Below are 3454 nucleotides of genomic sequence, written 5' to 3' on the forward strand. Positions count from 1 at the left end.
CGACCAGCGGATTGATGTAGCCGCTCAGCGCTGAAATATCCAGCGAAAACTCGTAGAAGCTGTCCAGGTTTTCGACCTGAATTAGCGCGCTAAACGCGCTCAGTTTTAGCGCCTGCACATCCACATCGCGAATAGTGCGCGGCTCGCTGGCAAGCCCGGCTATTGGCTGCGGCGGAAAGCTGACGAGTATCCGCCGTGCTCGGGGGCTTTCGCGGGTTGCTTTGTCTTCCTCTACACCCTCTTTGGCTTGGGCGCTGCTCGTCAGGCCGCTGAGGGAGCGGCCTAGCGGGGCTATTCGGGCGCTTTCTAGTACATCATCAATTTGCGCCAGCAGGGCGGCGTCAAAGCGCAGCGTTTTGCCGTTGATGCGCGTGGCCAGGTCAATATCGTGCTGGTGGCACCAGGCTACTACGTCGTCTACCCATTGGCGGCGGGGCTTTTCCACTGCGGGCTGGCGGAGGAGTTCGCGGGCGACGCCGTTGAGCCCATTGCGGGCGCGACCGGGTAGGTTCATACGGCCAGCTGCAGTTCAACGTCGTGGATCAGGCGCAGGTGATTGAAACGGCTGGCCTGGCTCTCCTGCTGTTTGAGCCTAAACGCACTCTGGTCGCTGCGCGGCAGGCCCTGGTATTCGGAAATCACCTGGAACAGCCAGATCTCATCCGGCCATTCCAGCGGGCTTGCGTGCAGGTACTCAAGGGCGCTGACCGGTTTCGCCTGGGGCTGATCGATCACGCTTAAATAGAAGTGTTCCACATCCTGCTTGAGCGCCTGCTGACGGGCGGCGGCGAGGCTGCTTTCTTGCGCTTGGGCCGGGGCAGCTGCTTCAACCGTTTGCGTGGTATGGCGCGGCTGGGGTAGCTGGTGGAGCAGTTCGGCGAGCACTTGGCTATCAAGGTTGCGATCCAGCGCTGGGGCGGCGGCGGCATTTAGCGGCGCGGCTTGATTGACCAGCGTGGGCACCTCGCTGCGGCGGGCGTAGTTACCGGGCACAAAGCCGGGGTGTTCGCGCATAAAGGCCGCCATACCGCTCATCAGGCGGCTGCGTGCCTGCTGCTTACGAAAGCGCGCCATCAGTTCGATCAAGCGCCGCTGCACTTCGCGCAGGCCGGTGTAGTGGTTACTTAGCTGCTGTTGAAGCTGGCTGATCAACAGCTTGCGCAGGCTGCCGTCGCTGCCTACCAGCTCAATCAGCTCGTCGAAGTCGATCAGCGCCAAACCGTCCAACAGGCGAGCGATCTGCTTCTGGGCGCGGTCGTTTTCGCGGATTTTGTCGTTGAGCTGGCTGACAAAACCGAAATCGCTATTGAGCCGCTGCCATAGGCTATCGATGGCATCGGCGAAGCGCCCGTTCAGGTCATCGACCTCCTGGCGCAGGCGCATCAGCTGCTGCTCTAGCCGCCAGTGCTCGCCGCGGCTGCGCGCTTCCCGGTAGCTGTGCACCAGGGCGCGAATCAGCTCCAGGGTTTCCGCTACGTCGGCGTTGACGTGGCGGCGGGTCTCGTCGGCGAGCATCTCGGCGATCAGTTCGCGCACCTTGGGCGCCAGCTTGACGCCGCTCTGTTCATCCGGCCGCCATAGAATGCGCGCCGCCAGCAGCTTGCGCAGGGCGCTGTCGCTGAGTGATTCCAAAGGCACTTCATCGCGGGTGTAGGCCTGCATCAGCGCTTCAGAATGCTTGCCCAGCAGCGCCAGCCGTTCGCTGCCGGTTTTGAGCAGGCGGCTTTCCAGTTCATTCGCACTGCTGTTCAGGCTCGTACTCACAACAGCGCCTCCTGAGCGCCAGAGCCCTCCTCTTTATCGGCGTCGATGGGTAGGTTCTCTTCATCGCGGATAAAGCGCACCAAGTCCACCAGATAGTCGATCTTGCCGGTGACCACAAACACCTGCCGCTCTGAATGCGGCTGGAGCAAATAGCCGTGCTCCTTCAGACGCTTGAAGACTTGCTTCACCTGGGCATCTAGCTGATCACTTTGCGAGCCGAAAAAACTGTCGGTGGCCAGTCGCTCCAGGCGCTCGCGCAGGCTTTGGTTATCTTCGCACTTGGCGCTGAACTCCGCCGGTTTGAGCACATCGCCGGGGGCGGCCAGGGTGTCGCGGCCTAGCGCTTCCTGCACCAGCTGTAGCCACTCCAACAGCGGCAGCAGGCTATTGAGCGTATCGCCCAGCTGGCGCGAGAGCTGATCCCGGGCGCTGTCGTTGAGCTGCCGCCAGGCCAGAAAGTAGACGCTGCCGTCTTCGTTGCTGGCCAGGCGGCGATTGAGGGGGCGCAGGTAGGCGTCAATCGACTCGCGGGTCTCTTCATCGCTGAGGTGCCGATAGCCGCTTTCATCGCTGATGGGGCAGATAAACTCCCCCGCCAACAGGCGCTCAAGCAGTGGGCCGTGTTCGATCATGCTGTCACCTCCTGCTGACGCTCCTGGAGCCGCTCGGCCAGGCGGCTTAACCGTGGCTCAATGCGTTTTAACACCCGCTTATTGGGATTGGCCTCATCGCGGTCGATCAAATAGCGATTGGCAAACAGCAGCAGTACATCGGATTCCGGGTTGGGGAAGGCGCCGACGATATGAATGCGGTTGCTGTCGCAGGCCTCAAACAGTTTTTCGACGTTGTGGTAGGCCAGGGTGCCGATTTCATCAATCGGCCAGTGGATGGCGATTTCTGCATCGCCGCGCAGCAGGCGGGTAAACGCCAGCAGGAATTTGCACAGAATCAGGTAGGCCATGCCGTGGCTGGAGGACTCCAGCAGCTGGCGGTCGTTTTTGATCACCAGATCGGTGCCGCCTTCGTTGAGGTGCAGCTCCAGGCGCAGCAGGCTTTCGAAGCTGTACTGCTGGTCGCTGCGCAGCAAATCGACCACGTCCGCCAGGGTGTTGAGGTAATCGTCGCTGGGCAGCGTCTGGCCAGATTCCCGCCACTCTTTATAGCGCTGGGCGAACAGCTTCAGCGGTTCCCAGAAGCCCAGCTCATCGATGGTGGACTGGATACGCACTTCGGCCTTGCTGATGCCTTCCAGGCGCAGGTCGTCGGCGACTTCTTCCGAAAGCCGACGGCTCTGGGCGCTGATGCGGCGGTTCAAATCGCGGAACACGGTGAAGAATTTATCTAGGTCGTCGCTAAGGTTGCGGCCTTCCTGAATTAGCTGCTGCTGTTGATCTTCGAGCAGTTTGAGCATATCGCGCAGGAGCGGCAGCTGTAGCCGTGGGTTGTCGCTTTGCAGCTTGCTGCGCTCGCTCTCCAGCGCTTCAGCGAAGCCGCTGCTGGCGTCCTTGATCAGTTGGCTCTCCACCTCCAGGCAGCCGCGGCGGAGCTGTTCGACCTGCTGGTGGCGGTTGCCCAGGGCCTGGCGGGCGCGCTCGATGCGCTCGTCCACATCGCCCAGGGGCGCGCTGGGGGCTTGGCCGTCGGGTTCGATGGCCAGCGTTTCCAGCTGGGTGAGTAGCGGCTTTCAGGC

General features: G+C 61.8%; 2 protein-coding genes and 2 pseudogenes. All 4 read right to left on the minus strand.

Annotation, left to right across the window (positions count from 1 at the left end; genetic code table 11):
* Positions 1 to 514: pseudogene (locus KUC_RS19880) on the minus strand (DUF7281 domain-containing protein); the annotation flags it as partial.
* A complete protein-coding gene (locus KUC_RS02700) occupies positions 511 to 1764 on the minus strand; it encodes a hypothetical protein (protein WP_007111555.1) in 1254 nt (417 codons plus the stop codon). The gene KUC_RS02700 and the pseudogene KUC_RS19880, both read right to left, overlap by 4 nt.
* Positions 1761 to 2396, minus strand: coding sequence for a hypothetical protein (locus KUC_RS02705; protein WP_007111556.1), 636 nt, complete (start codon positions 2394 to 2396; stop codon positions 1761 to 1763). The genes KUC_RS02700 and KUC_RS02705 overlap by 4 nt, the downstream gene beginning before the upstream one ends.
* A 2-nt stretch (positions 2397 to 2398) precedes the next feature.
* Positions 2399 to 3454: pseudogene (locus KUC_RS19885) on the minus strand (ATP-binding protein); the annotation flags it as partial.

The organism is Vreelandella boliviensis LC1, assembly GCF_000236035.1.
GTDB classification, from domain to species: Bacteria; Pseudomonadota; Gammaproteobacteria; order Pseudomonadales; family Halomonadaceae; genus Vreelandella; species Vreelandella boliviensis.